At 66.6% G+C, this 23,749-nt stretch carries 25 protein-coding genes and 1 other RNA gene; 12 read left to right on the top strand and 14 right to left on the bottom strand.

Annotated features, from left to right (window positions below):
• Nucleotides 1-74 precede the first annotated feature (74 nt).
• Complete coding sequence (locus RMR04_RS06225) at nt 75-824, bottom strand: YebC/PmpR family DNA-binding transcriptional regulator (protein ID WP_311913587.1); 750 nt, start codon at nt 822-824, stop codon at nt 75-77.
• Between the two features lie 254 nt (nt 825-1,078).
• Here RMR04_RS06225 and RMR04_RS06220 point away from each other — a divergent pair, with 254 nt between their 5' ends.
• The gene (locus RMR04_RS06220; protein ID WP_311913586.1) at nt 1,079-2,443 is read left to right on the top strand and encodes a methyl-accepting chemotaxis protein; all 1,365 of its coding nucleotides are present in this window, start codon (nt 1,079-1,081) and stop codon (nt 2,441-2,443) included.
• A gap of 119 nt (nt 2,444-2,562) precedes the next feature.
• On the opposite strand, the gene RMR04_RS06215 is transcribed toward RMR04_RS06220, so the two are convergent.
• From RMR04_RS06215 to RMR04_RS06180, 8 genes are all read right to left on the bottom strand, one after another.
• Nucleotides 2,563-3,390 (bottom strand): TIGR00282 family metallophosphoesterase, encoded by an 828-nt coding sequence (locus tag RMR04_RS06215; protein WP_092167584.1) that lies wholly within the window; start codon nt 3,388-3,390, stop codon nt 2,563-2,565.
• 57 nt (nt 3,391-3,447) lie between these two features.
• The gene (locus tag RMR04_RS06210) at nt 3,448-4,026 is read right to left on the bottom strand and encodes a 5-formyltetrahydrofolate cyclo-ligase (RefSeq protein ID WP_311913584.1); all 579 of its coding nucleotides are present in this window, start codon (nt 4,024-4,026) and stop codon (nt 3,448-3,450) included.
• Nucleotides 4,027-4,035: 9 nt separating this feature from the next.
• Nucleotides 4,036-4,192, bottom strand: a non-coding RNA gene (gene ssrS / locus RMR04_RS06205) — 6S RNA.
• 117 nt (nt 4,193-4,309) lie between these two features.
• The gene (locus RMR04_RS06200; protein WP_311913582.1) at nt 4,310-5,524 is read right to left on the bottom strand and encodes an MFS transporter; all 1,215 of its coding nucleotides are present in this window, start codon (nt 5,522-5,524) and stop codon (nt 4,310-4,312) included.
• 48 nt (nt 5,525-5,572) lie between these two features.
• Nucleotides 5,573-6,226, bottom strand: coding sequence for a TetR/AcrR family transcriptional regulator (locus RMR04_RS06195; RefSeq protein ID WP_311913581.1), 654 nt, complete (start codon nt 6,224-6,226; stop codon nt 5,573-5,575).
• Nucleotides 6,227-6,274: 48 nt separating this feature from the next.
• Nucleotides 6,275-6,796, bottom strand: coding sequence for a YcxB family protein (locus RMR04_RS06190; protein ID WP_311913580.1), 522 nt, complete (start codon nt 6,794-6,796; stop codon nt 6,275-6,277).
• A 60-nt stretch (nt 6,797-6,856) separates the two neighbouring features.
• Nucleotides 6,857-7,225 carry a cell division protein ZapA gene (locus RMR04_RS06185; protein ID WP_092167592.1) on the bottom strand — a complete coding sequence of 123 codons (369 nt, stop codon included), beginning with the start codon at nt 7,223-7,225 and terminating at the stop codon, nt 6,857-6,859.
• A 12-nt stretch (nt 7,226-7,237) separates the two neighbouring features.
• On the bottom strand, nt 7,238-7,537 hold the full coding sequence (locus RMR04_RS06180) for a DUF4164 family protein (RefSeq protein ID WP_244546312.1): 300 nt from the start codon (nt 7,535-7,537) through the stop codon (nt 7,238-7,240).
• 324 nt (nt 7,538-7,861) lie between these two features.
• On the opposite strand from RMR04_RS06180, the gene tkt reads away from it, so the two are divergent.
• The 6 genes from tkt (at nt 7,862) to fba (ending at nt 14,541) form a co-directional block, all read left to right on the top strand.
• On the top strand, nt 7,862-9,859 hold the full coding sequence (tkt, locus tag RMR04_RS06175; RefSeq protein WP_311913578.1) for a transketolase: 1,998 nt from the start codon (nt 7,862-7,864) through the stop codon (nt 9,857-9,859).
• 119 nt (nt 9,860-9,978) lie between these two features.
• A complete protein-coding gene (gene gap / locus RMR04_RS06170) occupies nt 9,979-10,989 on the top strand; it encodes a type I glyceraldehyde-3-phosphate dehydrogenase (RefSeq protein ID WP_311913577.1) in 1,011 nt (336 codons plus the stop codon).
• A gap of 137 nt (nt 10,990-11,126) precedes the next feature.
• Complete coding sequence (locus tag RMR04_RS06165) at nt 11,127-11,585, top strand: hypothetical protein (protein WP_311913576.1); 459 nt, start codon at nt 11,127-11,129, stop codon at nt 11,583-11,585.
• Nucleotides 11,582-12,151, top strand: a complete 570-nt coding sequence (locus RMR04_RS06160; RefSeq protein ID WP_311913575.1) for a putative glycolipid-binding domain-containing protein — start codon at nt 11,582-11,584, stop codon at nt 12,149-12,151. Before RMR04_RS06165 ends, RMR04_RS06160 begins: the two co-directional genes overlap by 4 nt.
• A 10-nt stretch (nt 12,152-12,161) precedes the next feature.
• Nucleotides 12,162-13,355, top strand: a complete 1,194-nt coding sequence (locus RMR04_RS06155; protein ID WP_311913573.1) for a phosphoglycerate kinase — start codon at nt 12,162-12,164, stop codon at nt 13,353-13,355.
• A 103-nt stretch (nt 13,356-13,458) separates the two neighbouring features.
• Nucleotides 13,459-14,541 carry a class II fructose-bisphosphate aldolase gene (gene fba / locus RMR04_RS06150; protein WP_311913572.1) on the top strand — a complete coding sequence of 361 codons (1,083 nt, stop codon included), beginning with the start codon at nt 13,459-13,461 and terminating at the stop codon, nt 14,539-14,541.
• Nucleotides 14,542-14,827: 286 nt separating this feature from the next.
• Here the strand turns inward: fba and RMR04_RS06145 are convergent, their stop codons facing one another.
• The 5 genes from RMR04_RS06145 to RMR04_RS06125 are packed head-to-tail and all read right to left on the bottom strand — an operon-like array spanning nt 14,828 to nt 19,336.
• Nucleotides 14,828-16,126: a TRAP transporter large permease gene (locus tag RMR04_RS06145; protein ID WP_311913571.1), complete on the bottom strand. Its 1,299-nt coding sequence runs from the start codon at nt 16,124-16,126 to the stop codon at nt 14,828-14,830.
• Between the two features lie 16 nt (nt 16,127-16,142).
• Nucleotides 16,143-16,661: a TRAP transporter small permease gene (locus tag RMR04_RS06140; RefSeq protein WP_311913570.1), complete on the bottom strand. Its 519-nt coding sequence runs from the start codon at nt 16,659-16,661 to the stop codon at nt 16,143-16,145.
• A 6-nt stretch (nt 16,662-16,667) separates the two neighbouring features.
• Nucleotides 16,668-17,657, bottom strand: coding sequence for a TRAP transporter substrate-binding protein DctP (gene dctP, locus RMR04_RS06135; RefSeq protein ID WP_311913569.1), 990 nt, complete (start codon nt 17,655-17,657; stop codon nt 16,668-16,670).
• 43 nt (nt 17,658-17,700) lie between these two features.
• Nucleotides 17,701-18,426 (bottom strand): SDR family NAD(P)-dependent oxidoreductase, encoded by a 726-nt coding sequence (locus tag RMR04_RS06130; protein ID WP_311913568.1) that lies wholly within the window; start codon nt 18,424-18,426, stop codon nt 17,701-17,703.
• 1 nt (nt 18,427) lies between these two features.
• Nucleotides 18,428-19,336, bottom strand: a complete 909-nt coding sequence (locus tag RMR04_RS06125; protein ID WP_311913567.1) for a fumarylacetoacetate hydrolase family protein — start codon at nt 19,334-19,336, stop codon at nt 18,428-18,430.
• Between the two features lie 87 nt (nt 19,337-19,423).
• On the opposite strand from RMR04_RS06125, the gene RMR04_RS06120 reads away from it, so the two are divergent.
• The 5 genes from RMR04_RS06120 (at nt 19,424) to RMR04_RS06100 (ending at nt 23,601) form a co-directional block, all read left to right on the top strand.
• Entirely contained in the window at nt 19,424-20,137 is a 714-nt protein-coding gene (locus tag RMR04_RS06120; protein ID WP_311916072.1) for a GntR family transcriptional regulator, read from the top strand.
• A complete protein-coding gene (locus RMR04_RS06115; RefSeq protein ID WP_311913566.1) occupies nt 20,134-20,454 on the top strand; it encodes an EthD family reductase in 321 nt (106 codons plus the stop codon). The genes RMR04_RS06120 and RMR04_RS06115 overlap by 4 nt, the downstream gene beginning before the upstream one ends.
• A 410-nt stretch (nt 20,455-20,864) precedes the next feature.
• Nucleotides 20,865-22,019 carry a benzoate/H(+) symporter BenE family transporter gene (locus RMR04_RS06110; protein WP_311913564.1) on the top strand — a complete coding sequence of 385 codons (1,155 nt, stop codon included), beginning with the start codon at nt 20,865-20,867 and terminating at the stop codon, nt 22,017-22,019.
• The gene (locus tag RMR04_RS06105; protein ID WP_311913563.1) at nt 22,016-22,669 is read left to right on the top strand and encodes a thiamine phosphate synthase; all 654 of its coding nucleotides are present in this window, start codon (nt 22,016-22,018) and stop codon (nt 22,667-22,669) included. Before RMR04_RS06110 ends, RMR04_RS06105 begins: the two co-directional genes overlap by 4 nt.
• Nucleotides 22,666-23,601: a tetratricopeptide repeat protein gene (locus RMR04_RS06100; protein ID WP_311913562.1), complete on the top strand. Its 936-nt coding sequence runs from the start codon at nt 22,666-22,668 to the stop codon at nt 23,599-23,601. The genes RMR04_RS06105 and RMR04_RS06100 overlap by 4 nt, the downstream gene beginning before the upstream one ends.
• The last annotated feature ends 148 nt before the right edge of the window (nt 23,602-23,749 follow it).

Below are 23,749 nucleotides of genomic sequence, written 5' to 3'. Positions count from 1 at the left end.
CTTGCACCGAGCATCTCTTGCCGAATGAGCCTCTTTCTGCCTGAGATTCTCGGGTCAACCCCGAGAATGACGGCTCAGGCTGCGCCGAGCTTGGCCATCACCTCGTCGGCGATCTCGAAATTGGCGAAGACGTTCTGGACGTCGTCGTCATTGTCGAGCGCTTCCATCAAACGCATCATCGAGGCGGCCTTCTCCTCGTCGAGCGGAGCCGATGTCGTCGGCCGCCAGACGGGCTTGGCCGAGGCCGGCGCGCCCAGCGCCGCTTCCAGGGCCTTCGAGACCTCGTTCAGCGCATCAAAAGCGCACAGGATGGTGTGGCCGTTCTCGTCGCTGATGACGTCGTCGGCACCGGCTTCGATTGCCGCTTCCATGAGCTTGTCGGCATCGCCCGCCTCAACCGGATAGCTGATCTCGCCGACGCGGTTGAACATGAACGAGACGGAGTTGCTCTCGCCCATCGCCCCGCCGGACTTGGTGAAGTAGGAGCGCACGGCGGATGCGGTGCGGTTGCGGTTGTCGGTCAGCGCCTCGACGATGACGGCAGCCCCACCCGGCCCATAGCCCTCGTAACGGACCTCGTCATAGTTGTCGCCCTCGCCGCCGGCCGCCTTGTTGATGGCGCGCTGGATATTGTCCTTGGGCATGTTCTCGGCGCGCGCGGCCAGCACGGCCATGCGCAGGCGCGGGTTCATGTTCGGATCGGGCATGCCCATCTTGGCGGCGACGGTGATTTCGCGGCCCAGCTTCGAGAACAGCTTGGCGCGCACGGCGTCCTGCTTGCCCTTGCGGTGCATGATGTTCTTGAACTGGGAATGGCCGGCCATGGCAATTCAGCCTCTGCTGTCACGTCTGCGCACATCGCCTGGCCCGTCTTTCGGCGGCCATGGCGGGAGACCGGCCTTATAAGCGCCGGCTTCGGCGACAGGCAAGCCACCGGGACAGGAGCCGCCGCAACGCCCCTAGCGAGCCGCAATTATGCATGATCGTCCCGCCCGGGCGGTTCTGTTAAGCCAATATTTGCCATGTGCTTCCAGAGTCGTCGCGCGCCGACGAGCGGCGCGCGACGAATCCGGACTTCATGACGATCCTTTCCAACAACCCGATCGCCGAACAGGAGACGCGCTTCCGCGCCTTCCAGATCGAACCGTTCGACCTCAAGCTCCTGCACCAGCAATCGCAGTTTGCAAGGACGCGCCTGCCCATGCTGCTGGAGGAGCTGCACCCCCAGTTCGAGCCCTGGCCCGAAACCGCGCGGGCGCTGCGCCTGCCTGAAGTGCATGCCCTGCGCCTCGCCCACTGGATCAAGCTGGCTTCGGGCGAACTCGACGACGGCTTCATGGAATCGGCGCATCGCCTCGCCGTCGCCTTCCATGATCACGGCGTCCCCGCCTATGCGGTCGTCATCTGCCACGCCATCGTCTCGAACCGGATCGGCGCCGAGCTGGGCCTCGACCGCGACGCGCTGCGGGCGATGAACGGCTTCTGGCGCCGCAAGGAATTCCGCCGCCGCATCGCGCTGCGCGCCGCGCTCAACAAGGCCGCCCAGCTCGACCTCGAATTGCTGCTGGAAACCTATGCCGAGGTCCAGCGCCAGAGCAGCGAGCGCGTCATTGCCGAATTCGCCGCCTTCGGGGTCACCGTGCGCGAGGTCGTCGGCGCGGTGAATTCCGGCGCCGGCACCGTCGAGGCCATGGCCAAGACCATGAACGGCGTGGTCCAGGATACCGGCACCCAGGCAATCGTCGCCTCGCAGGCCTCCGACGCAGCTTCGACCAATGTCCACAGCGTCGCGGGCGCGGCCGAGGAATTGTCGATCTCGCTCGATCAGGTCGCGATCGAGGTGTCTCGCGCCGCCACCATGGCCCATGACGCCAACGCCGCCGCGCTCGAGACCGACATCATCGTCAAGAGCCTGGCGCATTCGGCGCAGACCATCGGCTCCATCGTCGAGATGATCCGCACCATCGCCGCCCAGACCAACATGCTGGCGCTGAACGCCACGATCGAGGCCGCCCGCGCCGGTGAGGCCGGGCGCGGCTTCGCGGTCGTCGCAACCGAGGTGAAGCAGCTCTCCGCCCGCACCGCGCAGGCGACCGACGAGATTGCGGCCCAGGTACCCTCGATGCAGCTGGCCACCCATGAAGCCGTCGCCGCGATCGAGCGCATCGTCTCCTTCGTCCGGCAGATGGACCAGACCACGGCCACTGTCGCCAGCGGCATCGAGGAACAGCGCGCCGCGACGCAGGAGATCGCTCGCAGCGTCAATCTCGCCGCCCAGAGCACCGAAGAGGTGGCGCAAAGCGTCAGCGGCGTCAGCCTGATGGCGCAGGAGGCCGGCAGCAGCGTCAGCGACGTGCTCAACCTCGCCGGCACATTGGCCGCCAAGGCCGCGTCGCTTGCCGACGCCTTCGATCACCTGATGCAGCGCAATCGAGCCGCCTGAGGCGGCTTACAGCATCAGACCGAATATCGTCTTCGGTCTGATGCTGTAGAGCTTTGATCTTGCATCGGCTTGTCGCCGAAAACCGGTTCCCACTTTTCGGGCCGATACTCTAGCGCCGGTCAGGCGCGCTCCCAGCCGACAGGCACCGCTTCGCTCAAATGCGGGCCCAGCCGGACCGGCCAGACCGCCTTCGCCAGCCCCGTCGCATCGTCGATCTCGACGGCGACGCCAGACAGCGTGCCCTCGCCGGTGGCGGGTTCGAGCCGCGCGCCCGGCGTCTTCTGCAGGAATCGCCGGATCGGCTCATCCTTCTGCATACCGAGCACCGAATCATAGTCGCCGCACATGCCGGCATCGGACTGGAAGGCGGTACCGCCAGGCAGCACGCGCGTATCGGCGGTCGGCGCATGGGTGTGGGTGCCGACGACGAGGCTCGCGCGGCCATCGAGGAAATAGCCCATCGCCTGCTTCTCGCTCGTCGCCTCCGCATGGAAGTCGACGATCACCGCATCCGCGACCTCGCCCAGCGGGCAGGCCGAAATCTCCCGCGCCACAGCGGCGAAGGGATCGTCGAGAGCATCCATGAAGATGCGCCCCATCGCATTGACGACGAGCACCCGCGCACCATTGGCCGCTTCGATCACGGTCGCGCCGCGCCCCGGCGTACCCGTCGGGTAGTTTGCGGGACGCACCAGCCGGTCCTGGCGCTCGATGAAGACGAGCGCCTCGCGCTGATCCCAGGAATGATTGCCGAGCGTCACCGCATCCGCACCCGCCGCGAGCAGTTCGTCGCAGATCGCCTCGGTGATGCCGAAGCCGCCCGCCGCGTTCTCGCCGTTGATCACGACGCAGTCGAGGCTCCAGCGCTGGCGCAGGGCCGGCAGACGCTCCTGCACCGCGACTCGCCCGGGGCGGCCGACGATATCGCCGAGGAAGAGAAAACGCATGGCATGAGAACTCGGATGGCTGCGAGGCGTCCTCCGTCGCGCGAATGCGCGGCAGAATCAACCGCAGTGTATCGCTTCCCGTTCGGTCACCACCCAGTCGAGCCTGCGATCATGCGGCTCGTCTGGCACCGCCTCGATCTCCTGTACGGCATAGGCGATGCCGATGCTCGTGACGGGGCCGAGTTCGGTCAGCGCCCGATCATAATAGCCCTTGCCATAGCCGATGCGGAAGCCGCGCCGGTCGAAGGCGGCAAGCGGAACCAGCAGGATCCTCGGCTTGAGCTCGGTTCGGCTCGGCTCGGGAACAAGCGTCCCGAAACCGCCCGGCACGATCGGCTCCCACGGCGCCCAGCGCCGGAACAGCATGGCACCCGAGACGATGGCGGGCAGGCAGAGTGGCATGCCACGCGCATGCAGCGCCTCCAGGATCGGGCGCGGATCGGCCTCCGAGCGCATCGGCCAATAGGCCGAGACCGGGCCATTTCCCGACAGGGCCGACAGCGCCAGCACCCGCTCGGTAATCACCGGATCCCATTCGAGCCGGTCGTCGATCTCCAGCGCGTCGCGGCGCGCCAGGGCGGCCTCGCGCAGGGCGGCTTTCCTGTGGGCGGCGCTGTCGGAGAATGCATTGGTCATGATGGGAAGTACGGAGCCACCTTGGCCGTGGAGATTTCGATCCCGGGACACCTACTGAAGTAGGTGGGCGCCGTGTGTCCGGGTCCAGGGACCCGGTCAGGGACAGCTCCCTAGGGAGTCGTATGGGCCCGGGAATACAGTTCTCGCACGCACCAGGCAGCCCCGCATCAGCAATGTAAGATGCGCGCCGGCAAAGCGCCAGTGGGCATCTCGGCCGGAGCGCGTTTCAGTTCGGATGTCCACAGTCGGGAGAAGCGCCACTGGGGGTGGCGCTCCGCAAGCTCTACTCCGTCGCGAAATAGATCAGCGCCGCGACCGGGAGCGCAAAGCCGATCCAGGAAGCGAGCGGCCAGCCGCCCTGCGCGAAGGCCCAGCCGCCAAGCGCCGAACCGATCGCGCCGCCGGCGAAGAAGGTCGCCATATAGAGCCCGTTGAGGCGGCTGCGATGCTCCGCGCCGAGTGCGAAAATCGTGCGCTGCCCCAGCACCAGATTGGTGGAGACGCCGAAATCGAGCAGGATCGCCGCCGCCACCAGCAATCCAAGCGACCAGGTCGAGCCCGCCTCGCCGAGATGGGTCATCGCGAAAGCGACCGCGACGGAAAGCATGGCGAAGATGCTGGCCGGCTTCGTCCAGCCGCGGTCGGCGAGCCGCCCGGCAATCGGCGAGGCGACCGCGCCCGCCACGCCCGCCAGTGCGAACAAGGCGATGCCGGTCTGCGAGAGCTGGAACACCGGCCCCGCCAGCAGCAGCGGTGTCGTCGTCCAGAACAGGCTGAAGGCGGCGAACAGGCAGGCCTGATAGAGCGCGCGCCGTTGCAGGATCGGCGTCGTCGCCGCCAGATGGCCCATCGACGCCAGCAACTCGCCATAGCGGAGCTTCGCCACCGGCACGCGGCGCGGCAGGGTCCGCCAGAGGAGCAAGGCGAGCGCGACCATCGCCCCGGCGGAGAGGAAGAACACCATGTGCCATGAAGACAATCCGGCGATGAAGCTGGAGACCGGGCGCGCCAGCATGATGCCGAGCATCAGCCCGCTCATGACATTGCCGACGACGCGACCGCGCACGGCCTCGGGCGCCATATGCGCGGCATAGGGCACGAGCACCTGCACCGCGACGGAGCCGAGGCCGATGAACAATGCCGCGGCGAAGAAGGGCAGAGCCTCGGTCGACAGGGCGGCGCCGAGCAGACCGAGCGTAGCGACGCCGATCATGGTGAGGGCGAGGCGGCGGTTTTCGATCAGGTCGCCAAGCGGCACGATCAGCAGCAGGCCCAGCCCATAGCCGATCTGCGTCAGGGTGACGATCAGGCCCGTCGCTTGCGCAGACAAGCCCAGCGCAGCGCTGATCGGCCCGGCCAGAGGCTGAGCATAATAGATGTTGGCGGCGATCAACCCGCAGGCCATCGCCAGGACGAAGGTGATCCAGGGGGAAACTGCACCTTCGTCAGGCGGCGCGCCTTCATCAGGCGGATTGTCGGCGGTCGCAGCGATTGTCATCAGGAGCTCCAGAATAGAGAATAATCGTTTCCTAAATTGTCAAAAAGATCAGGCGAGCGCCTTCATCGCGACCTCCACCACGGCCGCCATCTCGTCGCGGCTGCGGCCGGTCTTGCCGACCACGCGCATGCCCTGGACAAGGCAGAGCATCAGCCGGGCCATAGCCGCGCTGTCGAGATGGGCCGGGATCGAGCCATCCGCCTGCCCTTGCCGGATCAGGCCGGCCAGCAGCGCCTCGTTCCTGTCGAGGCTCGCCGCGACCCGCTGCGCCACCTCGTCATCGAAGATCGCAAGCTCCGCCGCACTGCCGACGACCAGGCAGCCCTGCCGCCCTTCGGCGCCGTGCGAGGCCTCGGCATAGAAGGCCAGGACCTTGCGAATACGCTCGAGTCCCGTCCCGCCAGCGCCGACGGCATCCTGCAGCTTTTCTGCGCGCACAGCCTTGTTGCGGTCGAACGCCGCCAGGAACACCGCCCGCTTATCCTTGAAGGCCTTGTAGACGCTGCCCTGGGCCAGTTGCATGGCCTCGGTCAGGTCGCCGATCGAGGTAGCGTGATAGCCGCGTGCGCAGAAGACTCGCACGGCCTTGTCGAGCGCGTCATTCATATCGAATTCGCGCGGCCGGCCGCGGCTGCGCGAAACGGAGATCGATGCGGATGACGGGGCGACATTGGCCATGCTCCATTTATAGGAAACGATCATTTCCAAATCAAGCCCGATCTGGAAAGCCACTTCCCCAGTCTCGCCTCCCTACCCGGCCACCCGATCGGCGCATCCCCGCAGGTCGGCCATTTGCTCCGGCGTCAGGGCGCGTTTCGGCACGATCTGGAACAGGCGTGGCGCCTGATAAAACAGGAACATCTCGGCATTCTCAGCCCGCTTGAGATAGTGCTCCCAGGGCGTCAGCCACTCACCGCTATCGCTCGCCACCCTCAGCCCCGCTTCCGACCATGACCAGGTGAGCGGCTGCTGGAGCGATTTCTGCTTCCGGAAAGTCTTCCGCGCCATGTCCGGCGCGAACAGGAAATAGCTCAGGAACGGCAACAGCAGCAGCAAGAACGCGAACAGGTGAACGATACCTGCGAAAGCCCCGAACGACCAGCCGCTGGCATAGTCAGAGCCGATGAACAGCGCGTAGAGCAGCACTCCCGCGGCAATCATGGCGAGCCGGAAACGGTCCCGGTAGATGTTCAGCACATGCAGCTTGTTCGCCGCCGCGTAATCGTCCGCCGTCAAGGTGAAGCTCACCGAGCGGTTCATGTCAGCCGGCATTCAGGAACTCCCGGCGGCTTCGCAGGCAGCCGCGGAAACGTGATCGAAAGCCCGGCAATATCAGCCGACAGGCGCCGGGACCAGACTGCGCGCCACGCCCTCGATGCGCTCAGCCGCCGCCATCAGCGCCTCGGCTGCGCGGTCCTCGACCTCGTTCAGGCGGTGATCGGCCGCCCCGGCGTCGCCCTGCACGGCGGCCAGTTGCATCTCCATGGCGGCGACCTTCTGCCTGAGCTCGGAGACCTCGTCGGCGACCATCAGCGCCGCCATCACATGCAGGCGCATGTCGCCGATCTCGCCGAAGGCCTGGCGCATCTCGTCGATCTTGCCGTCATAGAGCCGGGCCAGCCCCTCCAGATGCGGCTCCTCGCCCTCTCCGCAGGCCATGCGATAGGCCTTCCCGGCGATGGTGACGTTGACTTGCGGCATGGTCGCCCCCGCTCAATGATCCAGATGAGGCATCTCAGCCTGCGCACGCGTGATCACCGCGCCGATGACGTTCATCGCCCGCTCCAGCCGCTGATCGACATCGGTGGCTGCGCTCTCGACCTCGCCGAGCCGGGAGACGGCGCCATCGAGCTCGGCGGCAAGCCGGGCGCGGTCGTCCTGCATCAGGGTCAGTTCCGTCTCGAGATTGGCGCGCCCGCGTTCCGCCTCGATACGGCGGCGGGCGGCGGCTTCAAGCTGTCCCAACGCGCCGTCGAGGCGCGCGAGCGCATTCTCCAGCATCAGGCTCGCCACCGTCTTTCCTCCTTCAGAACGAAGCCGGCTCACTCGATTCGCGACACTAGCGCATCTGCGGGCGAAACGTGAATCGCAAGCCCGGCCAGGAGCCGCCCGATCCCAAGGGCTTGCGCGCGGTTGCTCAGCCGCCGTCTCGGGGCCGCCTTGCCCCTCGCATGGCCGAAACGCCTGAGGAGCGAATTGACTCAGGTCGATCCGGCAGCCTAATCGAGCCCGGTCGGCAATCGGCCGAGATTATACATAGCGACCGCCGTCGCCCCGTCTTTGAAACGGGAGCCGGCCGCGGCCTTGCCCCATTCGCCGGCGGGAGCCTGAAATACCATGACATCGATCGACCGGAGCCAGCACGACAAGCTCGCCAACGCCATTCGCTCCCTCGCCATGGATGGCGTCGAGCAGGCGAAATCAGGCCATCCAGGCCTGCCGATGGGCGCCGCCGATGTCGCCACCGTCTTGTTCACCCGCGTCATGAAGTATGACGCCGCCGATCCGCGCTGGCCCGACCGCGACCGCTTCGTGCTCTCGGCCGGCCATGGCTCGATGCTGCTCTACGCGCTGCTCTATCTCACCGGCGTGCCGGGCATGGAGCTCGATGACCTGAAGAAGTTCCGCCAGCTCGACTCCAAGACCCCGGGACACCCCGAGAACTTCATGACCGCCGGCATCGAGACCACCACCGGCCCGCTCGGCCAGGGTCTCGCCACCGCCGTCGGCATGGCCATGGCCGAGCGCATGCTCGCCGCCGAGTTCGGCAAGAAGGTCGTCGACCATCACACCTATGTGCTCGCCTCCGACGGCGACCTGATGGAGGGCATCAGCCACGAGGCCATCGCGCTCGCCGGCCACCACAAGCTGAACAAGCTGATCGTGATGTGGGACGATAACGGCATCTCGATCGACGGCCCGCTGACGATCTCCGACTCGGTCGACCAGGTCGCGCGCTTCAAGGCCTGCGGCTGGCGCTCCGAGCGCGTCGACGGGCATGACCCCGAGGCGATCGAGGCCGCGATCCGCCGCGCCCAGAAGTCGAACAAGCCGACCATGATCGCCTGCAAGACCGTGATCGGCTTCGGCGCGCCCAAGAAGGCCGGCACCTCCAAGGCGCATGGCGAACCGCTCGGCGCGGAAGAGCTTGCCGCCGCCAAGAAGGCGCTCGGCATCACCGGCGGCCCCTTCGAGGTCGCAGCCGATGTGCTCAAGGCCTGGCGCGGCTTCGGCGGCGCAGGCGTGGCCGCCCACAAGGAATGGAAGGAGCGCTTTGCCGCGCTCTCCGAGCGCAAGCGCGCCGAGTTCGAGCGTCGTCTCGCCCACAAGGTTCCCGCCAAGCTCGACAAGGTGATCCTCGCCCATAAGAAAGCGCTGATCGCCAGCCCCCTCACCATCGCGACGCGCAAGGCCTCGGAGCTCGCGCTCGACGTCATCGAGCCGGTGATGCCCGAACTGGTCATGGGCTCGGCCGACCTGACGCCTTCGAACAACACCCGGGCCAAGGGTGCCGAGGACTTCACGATCAAGACGCCCAAGGGCCGCTATGTCCGCTACGGCATCCGCGAGCACGCAATGGCCGCCGCGATGAACGGCATCACGCTGCATGGCGGCTTCCGCACCGGCGGCGGCACCTTCCTCGTCTTCGCCGACTATGCCCGCCCCGCGATGCGGCTCGCCGCGCTGATGGGCCTGCCGGTGGTCTACGTCATGACCCATGACTCGATCGGCCTGGGCGAGGACGGCCCGACCCATCAGCCGGTCGAGCAGATCGCGTCGCTGCGCTGCATGCCCAACATGCATGTCTTCCGCCCGGCCGACGCGATCGAGACCGCCGAAGCCTGGCAGTTCGCACTGGAAAACACCAAGGGGCCGACCGTGCTCGCCCTCTCGCGGCAGAACCTCGCCCAGCTGCGCACCGACGCGACCGCGACCAACCGCTCGGCCAAGGGCGGCTACGAACTGCTTGCGGCCGAGGGCGGCAAGGCCCAGGTCTCTCTCTTCGCTTCAGGCTCAGAACTCGAGATCGCGGTCGCGGCGCGCAAGCTCCTCGCCGAGAAGGGCGTGCGCGCCCGCGTCGTCTCCGTGCCCTCGCTGGAGCTGCTGCTGGCCCAGGACGAGGCCACGCAGAGCGCCATCATCGGCTCCGCGCCGATCAAGATCGCGATCGAGGCCGGCGTCCGTTTCGGCTGGGATGCCGTCATCGGCCATGATGGCGGCTTCATCGGCATGCACTCCTTCGGAGCCAGCGGCCCCTATAAGGAGGTCTACAAGCATTTCGGCATTACGCCTGACGCAGTGGTCGAAGCCGCGATGAAGCGCCATAACGCCTGAGGCTTGCCAAACAAGGCAGATATTCCCGCAAAGGGCCTTGCGTTCGGTCATCGTTTGGCCGATTTGCCCGCGTGTATGACGGCCCAAGGCGCCGCAACTCGGCGAAGGAGAGGATTGAGATGACGGTCAAGGTGGCGATCAACGGCTTCGGCCGCATCGGGCGCAACGTCCTGCGCGCGATCATCGAGTCGAAGCGCAAGGATATCGAGGTCGTGGCGATCAACGATCTCGGCCCTGTCGAGACCAACGCCCATCTCTTCCGCTTCGATTCAGTCCATGGCCGCTTCCCCGGCACCGTGACCGTCTCGGGCGACACGATCGATGTCGGCCGCGGGCCGATCAAGGTCACCGCGATCCGCGATCCCAAGGACCTGCCGCACAAGGCGCTCGGCGTCGATATCGCCTTCGAATGCACCGGCATCTTCACGACCAAGGACAAGGCTTCGGCGCATCTCGCCGCCGGCGCCAAGCGCGTCCTGGTCTCGGCGCCCTGCGACGGCGCCGATCTGACCGTGGTCTACGGCGTGAACCATCACGAACTGACCAAGGACCATATCATCGTCTCGAACGCGTCCTGCACCACGAACTGCCTGGCTCCGCTGGTGCGCGTGCTGCATGACGCTGTCGGCATCGACAAGGGCTTCATGACCACGGTCCACGCCTATACCGGCGACCAGCCGACGCTGGATACGATGCACAAGGATCTCTATCGCGGCCGCGCCGCCGCCATGTCGATCATCCCGACCTCCACCGGCGCCGCCAAGGCGATCGGCCTCGTCATCCCCGAGCTCAAGGGCCGGCTCGACGGCGTGTCGGTGCGCGTGCCGACACCCAACGTCTCGATGGTCGACTTCAAGTTCCTCTCGAAGCGCAAGACCACGGTCGAGAAGATCAACGAGGCGATCCTGAAGGCTAGCAAGCGCGGGCCGCTCAAGGGCATCCTGGCCGTCACCGACCAGCCCAATGTCTCGATCGACTTCAACCATGATCCGGCCTCGTCGACCTTCGCGCTCGACCAGACCAAGGTCATGGACGACAAGTTCGTCAGCGTGATGTCCTGGTACGACAATGAGTGGGGCTTCTCGAACCGCATGAGCGACACCGCCGTCGCCATGGCCAAGCTGCTCTGATCCAACCCGAGCGATGCCGCGCCCATCCGGGGCGCGGCCTTCCCAGTTTCCCTCGCCCATCCGGGCGCGGCCTTCCCTGTTTCCCTCGCCCATCCGGGCGCGGCCTTCCCTGTTTCCCTCGCATGAACGGACATCCCATGGCCAAGATCGAGCCGACCGTCGCAGCCCCGGCCAGCGCCGCCGAGCCGACCATCGTCACGCCTGCGCCGTCCCATGGCACGCCTTACATCGTCGGCAGCGCGACCCCGGCTGCGGACACGCCCGCAAGCGAGCCGCGCGGGCTCGACCAGCTCTCCCGGATCGAGGAGAAAGCGGCGCGCATCGAGGAGAAATTCGCCCGCTACGAGGCCGTCCTGACACGCGCCGAAGCCTCGCTTGAGCGTAGCGCCCATAAGGTCGACAACGCCGCCGGCTCCATGGATTTTGCCGGCATCTCCGGCGAGGTTGCCGCGCTGCGCCAGCGCGTCGATGCGACGCCGCGCTTCGGGGCCCTGTTCATCACCGGCCTCGCCACCGCTGTCCTCACCGTCATCCTGACCGTGCTCGTCCTGAAATACGGCGTGCCGGGCCTGATCCCGGGACTGTTGTCGCGATGAGCTTTCGGCCCGTCCAATGCCTCGAAGCGAGACGCAGCGTCCGCTGGCAGGGCCTGGGCGGGGAAGGGCTGGAACATCTGACGATCTCGGCGACAGCTGAGACCGTTCATGCCGAGGCGGTCGTGATCGGCGCGCGCGGCGGTACGCCTTACGGGGTGACTTACAAGATCGCCTGCGATCTCGATTTCTCGGTGCGATCCTTCGCGGTCTCCACGACCGATGGTCGCGGCCTCGAGATGACGCGGCGTGATGGCGCTTGGTACGACAGCCGGCGCGGCCATCTGCCCGACTTCGACGGTTGCATCGACATCGACCTGGCCGGAACGCCCTTCACCAATACGCTGCCGATCCGCCGCGCGGCCTGGCAAACGGGAACGGAACACGGCTTCACGATGCTGTATGTGTCCTTCGGCACCTTCGAACCTTCGGTCGATGCTCAGACCTATGCCTGCCTTGGTCCGCGCCTGTTTCGCTACAAGGCAGCCGACCGCAGCTTCACCGCCGATCTGCCCGTCGACGAGGATGGCCTCGTCATGGATTATCCCACCCTGTTCCAACGCCTTTGAAGAGAGCGCGATGACTGCCTTCCGCACCCTCAATCACGCCGATCTCGCCGGCAAGCGCGTCCTGGTCCGCGTCGATCTCAACGTGCCCATGGAGAACGGCAAGGTCACGGACGCGACGCGCATCGAGCGCGTGCTGCCGACGATCCGCGAGATCTCCGACAAGGGCGGCAAGGTCATCCTGCTCGCCCATTTCGGCCGCCCCAAGGGCCGTGACGCCAAGGACAGCCTGAAGCCGGTCGCGGTGGCGCTCGCCCATGCGCTCGGCCAACCCGTCACCTTCGTCGAGGATTGCATCGGCGAGGATGTCGCCAAGGCCGTCTCGGCGGCGAAGAACGGCGAGGTCCTGCTGCTCGAGAACACCCGCTTCCACGCCGGCGACGAGACAAACGACCCCGCCTTCGTCAAGGCGCTCGCCGCCAATGGCGACCTCTTCGTCAACGACGCCTTCTCGGCGGCGCACCGCGCCCATGCCTCGACCGAAGGCCTCGCCCACGTCCTGCCGGCCTTCGCCGGCCGCTCCATGCAGGCCGAACTGGAAGCGCTTTCCGCCGGGCTCGACAACCCCGCCCGCCCGGTGATGGCGATCGTCGGCGGCGCAAAAGTCTCGACCAAGCTCGATCTGCTCGGCAATCTGGTCAAGAAGGTCGACGTGCTCGTCATCGGCGGCGGCATGGCCAACACCTTCCTTGCCGCGCGCGGCATCAATGTCGGCAAGTCGCTCTGCGAGCACGACCTCGTCGGCACCGCCCGCGAGATCGAGGCCAAGGCCAAGGCGGCCGGCTGCGAGATCATGCTGCCGGTCGATGCGCTGGTCGCGCGCGAATTCAAGGCCCATCCCGGCCATCGCGTCATCCAGATCGGCGAGGTCGAGCCCGACGAGATGATCCTGGACGCCGGCCCGCTCAGCGTCGCCGAGGTCGTGCTGAAGCTCGACCAGGTCAAGACGCTGGTCTGGAACGGGCCTTTTGGGGCCTTTGAACTACCGCCCTTCGACACGGCCACCGTCACCGTCGCCAGGGCCGCCGCCAAGCGCGTCAAGGCCGGCCAGCTCGTCGCCGTCGCCGGCGGCGGCGACACCGTCGCGGCCATGAACCATGCCGGCGTCGCCGACGACCTGACCTACATCTCGACCGCGGGCGGCGCCTTCCTGGAATGGATGGAAGGCAAGGCGCTGCCGGGCGTCGAGGCATTGCGGCTGAGCTGAAAACCCGCCGCTCCGTTCACGACGAGCGCAGCTTTTTCTTTGCGAAACAGGGCCATTGGCCCTACATCCTCCCGGAAACCTGACGCCAACCGGGAGGACCTCCGTGGCCCGTATTACGCTCCGCCAGTTGCTCGATCACGCCGCCGAACATGATTACGGCGTGCCTGCCTTCAACATCAACAACATGGAGCAGGCCCTGGCCATCATGGCGGCCGCGGACGCAACCGACGCCCCCGTCATCATCCAGGCCTCGCGCGGAGCGCGCTCCTACGCCAACGACATCATGCTCAAGCACATGATGGACGCTGTCACCGAGATTTATCCGCACATCCCCGTCTGCGTGCATCTCGACCACGGCAATGAGCCGGCGACCTGCATGACCGCGATCCAGGCCGGCTTCACCTCGGTGATGATGGACGGCTCGCTCAAGGCCGACGGCAAGACGCCTGGCGACTGGGACTACAATGTCGGCGTGACCAAGACCGTGACCGAGATGGCCCATCTCGGCGGCATCTCCGTCGAGGGCGAGCTCGGCGTGCTTGGCTCGCTGGAATCAGGCGAAGGCGAGAAGGAGGACGGCCACGGCTTCGAGGGCAAGCTCAGCCACGACCAGCTCCTGACCAACCCCGAGGAAGCGGTGAAGTTCGTCGCCGAGACCAAGGTCGATGCGCTCGCCATCGCCATGGGCACCTCGCACGGTGCCTACAAGTTCACCCGCAAGCCCGACGGCGCGATCCTGGCGATGAACATCATCGAGGAGATCCACAAGAAGCTGCCGAACATGCATCTCGTCATGCACGGCTCGTCGAGCGTTCCGCAGGACCTCCAGGACATCATCAACCAGTATGGCGGCAAGATGCCCCAGACTTGGGGCGTGCCGGTCGAGGAAATCCAGCGCGGCATCAAGCATGGCGTGCGCAAGATCAACATCGACACCGACAACCGCATGGCGATGACCGGCCAGATCCGGAAGATCCTTTCCGAGAACCCCGGCGAGTTCGACCCGCGCAAATACCTGAAGCCCGCCATGGAGGCGATGACCAAGCTCTGCACGCTGCGGCTGAAGGAGTTCAACACCGCCGGCCAGGCCAGCAAGATCAAGCGCATCGCGACCACCGCCGAAATGGCCAAGCGCTACGCCAAGGGCGAGCTCGACCCGACCTTCGGCAAGCCGAAAGCGGCGTGAGCTTTCACGCGCATTGACTTGAAATCGAAAGGGCGTGGCGACTGGTGGTCGCCACGCCCTTTTCATAACGGCAGAAGCTGCCCTTCCCGAGGAATGCGCGGTTGTCCCGGGCGACCTACCGGGTCCGGCGTTTAGCCGGCCCGATGGCAGGCTCCGGGAGACCCGGGACCCATGCCTGAACCTCACCGGATAAGTTCAGGCACGGGTCCCGGATCAGCGCAGCTTCGCCGCTTGTCCGGGACGACGGCGTGTTTCCGAGTAAGACGATAGCAAGCCGTCCGATCCCCTACGACTTGATCAGCCCCGCCATCCTGGGCAGCCACAGCGCGATCTCGGGAAAGAACGTCACCGCGAGCACGATCGCCAGCATCGCGACGATGAAGGGTGGCACCTCCCGGAAGATCTCCGAGAGCGGCGTGCCGGTGAGCCCTGCCATGACGAAGAGCAGCAGGCCATGTGGCGGCAGCGTCAGCCCGACCATAATGTTGAGCACCACGACGATGCCGAAATGCACGAGATCGATGCCTAAGCCCTGCGCCACCGGCACGATCAACGGCACGATGACGAGCAGGATCGTGACCTCGTCGAGCACGATCGCGAGCAGCAGCATCAGCAGGTCGACGATCAGCAGGAACTGCGTCGCCGAGAGGTTCCAGGCAAGCAGGGTCGACTGGATCAGCTTCGGCACGCCCTCATTGGCGACCGCATAGTTGAAGACGAAGGCGCCGGCCATGATCAGCGCGATCATCGCGGTCGCCTTCACCGTATCGCCCATCACGACCAGCAATTGCGCTGGCTTCAGTGTGCGATAGACGACGAAAGCCAGGATCAGCGCATAGCTCGCCGCGATCGCGGCAGCCTCCGTCGGCGTGGTAACGCCGGAATAGATCAACCCGAGCAGGATGCCGGGCAGTGCGAGCGGTGCCAATGCCCGGCCGAAGACGGCCGGCATCGCACCCCAGGACACCTTCTCCTCGCGCGGAAAATTGCGGCGGCGCGAGATGATCGCGATCACACCCATCAGCGCCAGGGCCATCATCCCGGCCGGCACGAGGCCGCCCAGGAACATCGCGCCGACCGAGGCATTGGCGATCAGCGCATAGAAGATCATCGGGATCGAGGTCGGCATCAGCGGCCCCAGCGTCGCCGAGACGACCGAAGTCGCCGCCGCGAAGCCGCGCGGATAGCGGCCGTTTTTGGCCATCATCCGCGCCACGATCAGGCCCGGTCCCGAGGCGTCGGCGACGGCTGAGCCGCTCATGCCGGAGAAGATCAGGTTGGAGACGACATTCACCTGCGCGAGCCCGCCCGGCAGATGGCCGACCATGGCCGAGCCGAAGCGCAGCAACCGCTCGATCACCCCGCTCGCATTCATCACATTGGCGACGAAGATGAACAGCGGCACCGCGATCAGCAGATAGGAATTGTAGAGCCCGTTCATCGTCTGGTCGACGACGAGCCCGACATCCTGATGCGTCGAGATCATATAGGCGAAGCCCGCCGCCAGCATGGACAGGCCAAGCGGCGCGCCTAGCACGGCGGCGGCCGTGAAGACGCCCATCAAAACCCACAACCCGTCGGACATGCGTCCCCGTCTCCCGTCAGATATGCGCGCGCCAGCGCGGCCCGAGCAGCTTGACGATCTGCCAAGCCGAGCGCGCCACCACGGCGATGAGGAAGAGGCCGAAGCAGGAATAGATCAGGTCGAGCCGCAGGTTCAGCACCGGCGTGCGCTCGCGCCAGAGGAAGACGATGTAATCGAGCGATCCCGGCAGCGCCCAGGCGAAGATGCCGCCGACGAAGACGAGCCGCGCCAGTGCCATGACGCGCTTCCAGCGGTCCGGCAGCGGACGATAGACCAGATCGAAGGTGATCTGCTCCTTGTCGCGCACGACGAAGGCGTTGGCCCAGAAGATGATCCAGATGAACAGGATCACCGAAACCTCATCGGCCCAGGCCGCCTCGTCATGTTCGAGATAGCGGGTGATGATCTTGTAGTTGAAGATCAGGAAGACGAGCGCAAACATCAGCGCCGGGACGGCGGTTGCGAAGCGGCGCAGCCGCGCGCCCCAGCCTGCTGCGCTCTCACCTTGCGTCTCCACGCCCTCGCCCGTCTGCATGGCGCCTCAGGCCTCGGTGACGCGCTTGAGCCAGGCCATGTCCCAGGCCTTGGTCGCATCGGCCCCGGAATAGGCCTTGTCGGCCCCCTCGCGGAACAGAGCGAGATCGATCGCATCCACGCTCAGGCCCCGGCCCTTGAGCGCATCGATGATGCTGGCCTCGTCGGCGAGGCGGCCATCATCGCCCGCCTTGGCGGCCTTGCGCGCCGCGGCCTGCAGGGCCGCCTGCTGAGCCGGCGAGAGCTTGGCCCAGACCGGCTTGGCGATGGCGAAGAACACGGGCTGCAGCATATGCGAGGTCAGCACGACCTGCTCGCTCACCTCGTAGAGTTTTGCGGCGTTGAAGATCGAGAGCGGGTTCTCCTGGCCGTCGACCGTACCGGTCTTGAGCGCGAGATAGACCTCGGGCATGCCCAGCGGCAGCGGGCTCACCCCCAGCGTCCGGCCAAGCAGCAGCCATTCCGGCCCCGCCGGCATGCGCAGCTTGGTCCCAGCGAGATCGGCCGGCCCCTTCACATTGCGTTTCGTGCGCAGGGAAACCTGCCGCGTACCGAGATAATGCGTCGCGAGGATCTCGATGCCCATCTTTTCGGACACGACCTTGCGGTACTCCTCGCCCATCGGCCCATCGAAGACGCGGCGCAGATGGGCATGGTCCTTGAACAGATAGCCACGGTTGAAGAAGCCGAGCTCGGGTATTTGCTGGGCCACCTCGAAGGTGGTCATCGTGCTCATTTCGAGGTTGCCGCGCTGCAGCGCCTGCACCTCGGTGCCTTGCTTGAACAGGGTCGATGCGGTGTGGACGCTGACGTTCAGCCCGGCCGAACTGCCGTCGATCTCGGCCTTCAGTGCCTCCAGGGCCTTGGCCAGGAAATCGCTCGGCGGCGCCGCAGTCGAGATGCGGATCTGCACGGGCGCCTGCGCCGCGCCCCGTCCCGCATAGCCGATGAGCGCACCGGCCAGTGCGCCTTTCATGATCCCACGCCGCGTCGTCATCGCTGTTTTCCCCTCATTATGCGTTGTGATCAGGACGTCTCGTTCACAGGCCCAGACCGCCCAGGGACTTGCCTCCATCCACGAACAAGGTCTGACCGGTGATGAATTTCGTCGCCGGCGAGGCCAGGAAGGCGATCGCGCCGGCGATGTCGTCAGGAGCGGCCGCCTGCCCGCTCGGCTCCAGCGCCTGGGCCTTGGCATATTGGTCGGCCGGCATAGCCCGCGTCATCGGCGTATCGGTGAAGCCCGGCGCGACCGAGTTCACCGCGATCTGGCGCGGCCGCAGCTCCATCGCCATGGCGCGGGTCAGGCCGATCACGCCGGCTTTCGAGGCGACGTAATGGGCGAAGTTCGTACCGCCGATGGCGGCCCGCGACGACACCGTCACGATGCGCGCCCCAGCCTGCATCCGCCGTGCGGCCTCCTGCGCGGCGATGAAGACGCCGAGCAGGTTCACATCCAGCATCATGCGGAAATCGGCATCGCTGATCTCATCGAAGGCGCGCGGCTGATAGGCTCCGGCAACACAGATCAGAGCATCGAGCGAAGCAGGCTTCGCAATCGCCTCCGCCACCGCCGGCCGGTCGCAGACATCGAGCACGCAGGTTTCGAGGCGTCCGCTCTGGTCCTGCGCGCCCAACTCCGCCAGTTTCTCCGCATCGCGATCGGCCGCGACGACGTGGAAGCCATCGGTGATCAGCCGCAAGACCGTCGCGCGCCCGATGCCGGACGCGCCGCCTGTCACGAATGCGACGGGCGCGGCCGCCATCTCAGGCCGCCGCCTGGATGATAACGCTGAGCTTGCCGATGCCCTCGATCTCGGCATCGACCGTGTCGCCGACAGAGAGGAAGGTGCCCTTGGGCACGCCGACACCGGCGGGCGTCCCGGTCAGGATCACATCGCCGGGGTCGAGCGTCATGATCCGCGACGCGGTCGCGATCTGCTCGGCAAGCGAGAAGATCATGTCGCTGGAGCGGCCATCCTGCTTCACCTCGCCATTGACCGCGAGCTTCAAGCTAAGATTCTGCGGATCGGCGATCGCCGAGGCCGGCACGAAGCGCGGGCCGAGCGGGCAGCAGGTGTCATTGGCCTTACCCGCCACCCAGTCGAGCTTGTAGAAAGTTTCCGGCGCGCGGTTGTGGTCGCGGGCGGAGAAGTCGATCGCGACCGTATAGCCCGCCACATGCGACAGCGCGGTTTCGACGGAGACATTGCGCGCCGTCTTGCCGATCACGGCGGCGAGCTCGATCTCCCAGTCGAATTTCTCGGTACCGATCGGCATGCGCACGGTCGCCCCCTCGCCGACGACGGCGTTGCGCGGCGGCTTCATGAAGAAGAACAGCCGCTGCTCCTCCTTCTTGGCGCCGGGCATACCCATCTCGGCGAGGTGGTCGAAATAATTCGCGCCGGCGCAAAGGATCTTGCCAGGGTAGAGCAGCGGCGCGAGACGGCGCGAGGCCGTGACCAGATCGGCCGGATCGACCTCGGCGGCCGCTATCGCAAGAGCCCCTTCGGCACGCCCCCAGTCCGCGAACAGGCCGATGATGCTGATCTGGCCGGGAAACCCGACCCGCGCCAGCGACGGCTCCAGAGCATAGAGCTTGCCCTCCACATCGAGGCAGGCAACGGGCCCACTCGCCACCTCGACCGTCGTCAGAGCCCACCCGGCATGCGCCATCGCCGTCATCTCCACTCAAAGCCGTCTTGCTATGAGATCAGGATGATTTTATAAAATCTGCGAGTCAACATGAAATGTGCGGTGGCGATGGACACCCTGACGGAAAGTCGCTCTCAAGCCGAGCGAGCCTATCAGCGCCTGCGCGGCGAAATCCTGCATGGCGACCTGATGCCGGGCGAGCGCCTGCGCGCCAACGACCTGCAGGACCGCTTCCAACTCGGCCTGACGCCGATCCGCGAAGCTCTGATGCGGCTCTCGACCGAGGGGCTCGTCGCGGCCGAGACGCATCGCGGCTCGCGCGTTACCGAGACCTCGCTTGGCGCCTTCACCGACCTGATGGCGACCCGCCGCGAGATCGAGCGGCTCTGCCTGACCAAGGCGATCGCGCTCGGCGACGCCGCCTGGGAGGCCGAGATCGTCGCGGCCATGCACATGCTCTCGCGCACCCCTTTGCCCGCCTCGCAGGACGACCGCGAGGCGGCGACCTTGTGGGAGGGCCGTCACCGGCGCTTCCATGCCGCCCTGGTCGCCGCCTGCGGCTCGGACTGGCTGCTGCGCTTCTGGGGCACGCTCGCCGACCATTCCGAGCGCTATCGCAAGATCCGCCTGCTGCATCATCGGGAAGCGCCGGCCGAGGTCCGCGACGTCAACAGCGAGCACGCCGCCATCATGGAAGCCGTGCTGGCGCGCGAGGCGGAGCGCGCCTGCGCCCTGCTCGACGCCCATCTCCACGCCACCCAGACCAGCGTCGTGCGCCTGTTGCAGATCGGCCTGGACACCTCCGAGGAGACATCCCGATGATTATCCGCTCAGCCGTTCTCGAGGGCGAGGTGCCTGAAGCCGATCGTGTCCATTTCGACCGTCAGATGCGCGAAACCGTGCTGCCGGCTATCCGACGCTATCCCGGCATCCGCGACGTCAAGCTGCGCTGGGCCGCCGAGCAGGAAGCCGGCGCGCCGCCGGTCTATGTCGTCTTCGATCTCCATTTCGACAGCCTGGAGGCGATGCACCAGGCGCTGGCGAGCGAGATCCGGCAGGAGGTGCGGCAGCAGCTCGGCACGATCATGCCGCTGTTCAAGGGCCGCGTGTACCATCTGGTCATGAGCCAGGACGCTTGAGCGTCAGCAGGAATGTAAATCGGCCCTCATCCTGAGGGGCTGACCTGAAATGAATCGCGCGATATCAAGGGCCTCCGATCGCTCGCCATCATCCGCTCCGTCATTCCGGACAAGCCGCACAGCGGCGCAGATCCGGAATCCATCGGAGGGCTCCGGAACTCTACGATGGATTCCGGATCTCCGCTTCGCTGCGTCCGGAATGACGGCGCGTAGGAGATCAAGGCAGAGCCATCGAAATCTTTGGGTTCATTTCAGGCCAGCCTCTGAGGAGCTTCGCGCCAGAAGGGCTCCAGCCCGCGCGCACTTCATGGCCGCAGCATGCTGCGAGGCTTCCGACGCTCCGGCTTTTCTGATTGAAGGGAACGCCCGGGCGCGTCGTCGCCCTTTCGCGCAATGCCGCAAGAGCGCCCATGTCGATCGTCTTCTCCGCGCTGGTCGCGGCCTTCGTCGGTTTCGCGGCGGCCGTCGCCGTGGTGCTCGCGGCGGCCCAGGCCGTGGCCGCGACGCCGGCGCAGGCCGTGTCCTGGGTTGCCGGCCTCGCCATCGCCATGGGCCTCGCCAGCATCTGGCTGTCCTGGCGGCATCGCATGCCGATCATCTGCGCCTGGTCGACGCCGGGCGCGGCGCTGATCGCGGCAACGAGCGGGCTCGACCTCGCAGCCGCCGTCGGCGCCTTCCTGCTGGCGGCGCTATTGATGATGCTGACCGCGGCGTTCCGGCCGCTCGGCGCGCTGATCGAGCGTATTCCGATGCCTATCGCCGCCGCCATGCTCGCAGGTGTGATCTTCCGCTTCGTCGTCGCGGTCTTCGACGAGATGCGGCTGAGCCCGGCGCTCGTCCTGCCGCTGCTGGCGATCTTTCTCGTCGTCAGGCTGTTCAACCCGTTTCTCGGCGTCATCGCGGCCTTGGGCGCCGGACTCGTCCTGAGCTTTGCCGGCGGGCTCGCGAGCTGGCCTGCCGGCCCATTGTCGCTAAGCGGCCTCGAATTCGTCACACCGCGCTTCGATATCGCAGCCATGCTCGGCGTCGGCGTCCCGCTCTATCTCGTCACCATGGCGGCCCAGAACCTGCCCGGCTTCGCCGTCCTGCGCGCGGCGGGCTACCAGCCGCCGACGACGGCAAGCCTTTTCGTCACCGGCCTGGCTTCCTTCCTCACCGCCCCGTTCGGCGCCCATGTGGTCAATCTGGCGGCGATCAGCGCCTCGATCTGCACCGGCCCCGACACTCATCCCGACCCCGCCCAGCGCTGGAAGGCCGGCATCGTCTACGGCTTGGCCTATCTCGGCATCGCCGCCTGCGCCGGCCTGCTGCTCGCCCTCATCATCGCCATGCCCAAGGCGCTGATCGTGACCGTCGCGGGGCTGGGGCTCGTCGGCTCGCTCACAGGCGCGCTTGGACAGGCCATGTCCTCCGACAAGGAGCGCTTCGCCGCCGTCCTCACCTTCGCTGTCGCGGCCTCGAGCCTCTCGCTGTTTGGCGTCGGTTCGGCCTTCTGGAGTCTCGTCATCGGGCTTGGCGTCTTGACATTGGACGCACTCATGGGCCGTTTGCGCGCACGATCATGACCAACGCACCCACACCCACCCGCCTGATGCTCGTCACTCCGCTTGTCGCGGACGCCGAAGCGCTGGCCTTCCGCCTGATGCAGGCCTTCGCCGGCGGCGACGTCGCGGCCGTGCTGCTGCGCCTCTCCGAGGGCGACGAACGCAGCAAGATCGAGCGCGTCAAACGCCTCGTCGGCCCCGTCCAGTCGGCCAATGTCGCGCTCATCGTCGAGGCCCCGGCCCTTGTCGCCACGCGCGGCGGCGCCGATGGCGTCCACATCACCAACGGGCCGGAAGCCGTCGCCGAGGCGCGCTCCAGCCTGAAGAACGAGCGCATCATCGGCGCAGGCTCCTTGCGGGCACGCCACGACGCCATGGATATCGGCGAGGCCGGCGTCGACTATGTGATGTTCGGCGAGCCGCGTCCGGACGGTTCGTTGCCGCCCTTGGCCGCGGTGATCGAGCGCGCCTCCTGGTGGGCCGAGATCTTCGAGACGCCCTGCGTCGCCTATGCGCCGGACGCCGAATCGGTTGCAGCCCTGGTCGAGACCGGAGCGGAGTTCGTCGCGCTCGGCGCCTGGGCCTTCGACGAAGCCTGCGACATTCGCGCGCTGGTGACGCAGGCCAATGCCGCCATCGCGGCCCACGCCGCCCGAAAGGCCGCGCGATGAACCGGACCTGCCGCGGCCTCGTGCTCGCCGGCTTGCTCCTGGGAACGACGGCCGCAGCCGGCGCCGCCGAGCCCGATTTCGCTTACGGCGCCTATCAGGCCGGCCATTACCGCCGCGCCCTGGACGAGGCGCTGAAACGCGTCGAGGCCGACAATAGCGACGCCGCCGCCATGACCTTGCTCGGCGAGATCTATCGCCTGGGGCTCGGCGTGCCCGAAAGCCAGAGGATCGCAACCGAATGGTATGATCGCGCAGCCGCGCGCGGCGACATCAACGCGGCTTATGCACTCGCTTCCGCCCTCCTCGACGAGCGCAGCGGCAAACGCGATCCCGAACGCGCCGGCACGCTGCTGCGCAAGGCCGCCGCCGCCGGCCACCCCGCCGCCAATTACAACCTCGCCCTCGCCTTGCTCGCGACGGGCAAGGAGGAGGACGACAAGCGCGCCGTCGCATGTCTGGAGATCGCGGCAAACGCTGGTATCGGCGATGCGCTCATGGCGCTCGGCATTCTCTCCAAGCAGGGCCGCGGCCTGCCCCAGAGCGAGACCAAGGCCGCCGAATGGATGGCCAAGGCATCCCAGGCCGGCAATGTGCCCGGCGAGGTCGAATACGCGATCATGCTGTTCAACGGCAGCGGCGTCGCCAAGGACGAGACCGCCGCCGCCAAGCTCTTCCTGCGCGCCGCGAACCAGGGCAACCCGATCGCCCAGAACCGGCTGGCGCGGCTCTACCAGTCCGGCCGCGGCATCGCGCCCGACTCGATCGAGGCCGCCGCCTGGCACCTCGCCGCCCGCGCCCGGGGGCTGGACGATGCCGGTCTCGACCAGCTTTTCGACCGCCTCAGTCACGAGCAGCAGGGCCGCGCCGCGGCGCTCGCCGCGACCCGGATCGAAGGCGCGGCCTTGACGTCGCCCGGCCAGGCGAGCAAGTGACCGGCTGAACTTCGAGGCTGACATCTTCAGCCCTCATCCCGAGGAGCCGCCAGAGCAGGATGCGAAAAAGTGGGAACCGGTTTTTCGCATCAATCCTGCTCTAACTCTTAGATGAGAGACGGATTCAGATTTCAGATGGGATCACTCT

This window comes from Bosea sp. 685, assembly GCF_031884435.1.
GTDB lineage: Bacteria > Pseudomonadota > Alphaproteobacteria > Rhizobiales > Beijerinckiaceae > Allobosea.
The sequence above is the reverse complement of the archived record's forward strand: the minus strand, read 5'-3'. Positions and strand labels throughout refer to the sequence as shown.